We start from the raw sequence: 810 nt of genomic DNA on the forward strand, positions 1-810 counted from the left end.
GGTTCTGTCGCATTAAGACATCATCAGGTAACATGCTGTTTTTTTAAAGATGTTGCCTACCCATGCCTCTGATCCGAAACGCCTTCAAACGCTTGCATTACCCCGTTGATATCATCGTACAATGTGTTCGCTGGTATCTGGCTTATGCCCTGAGCCTGCGAAATATCGAAGAAATGATGGCTGAACGCGGTATTGCTGTTGACCATTCCACGCTTCATCGTTGGGTTATTCGCCTGGTGCCCTTGTTAGACAAGGCCTTCCGCCGGCATAAACGCTCTGTGGGCAGTCGATGGCGCATGGATGAAACCTATATCAAAATCAAAGGGCAGTGGAAATATCTCTATCGCGCGGTGGATACTGCAGGCCAGACCATCGATTTCCTGTTGACGGCCAAACGGGATGCGGCAGCGGCGTTGCGCTTCTTTCGCAAGGCCATCCGGTACCACAATGAACCTGAAGTGGTCACTATCGATAAAAGTGGAGCCAATACAGCAGCGCTGGCGACGCTTAATGCCGATAAAGCCGAAGATGAAACTATCACTATCAGGCAGAGCAAATATTTGAATAATCTGATTGAGCAGGACCATCGAAATATAAAGCGGCGAACCCGACTGATGACGGGATTTAAATCATTTCGCCGGGCGCAGACGATACTGGCAGGCATTGAATTAATTCATATGATACGCAAAGGGCAATATCGACACCTGCAAAGTGAGGGACTGTCAGCTGCGGAACAATTCTATTTGCTAGCAGCCTAAATAACCGACAACGCAACTTTTGCTAACTGAGCTACGCTAACGCGACAGAACC

At 48.5% G+C, this 810-nt stretch carries 1 protein-coding gene; it reads left to right on the plus strand.

Going from position 1 to position 810, the window contains the following annotated elements; all coding sequences use genetic code 11:
• The first annotated feature begins 62 nt into the window (after nucleotides 1-62).
• Entirely contained in the window at nucleotides 63-758 is a 696-nt protein-coding gene (locus tag BN68_RS22835) for an IS6 family transposase (RefSeq protein ID WP_019213468.1), read from the plus strand.
• Nucleotides 759-810: the final 52 nt, after the last annotated feature.

The organism is Yersinia massiliensis CCUG 53443, assembly GCF_000312485.1.
In the GTDB taxonomy this organism is placed as follows: Bacteria; Pseudomonadota; Gammaproteobacteria; order Enterobacterales; family Enterobacteriaceae; genus Yersinia; species Yersinia massiliensis.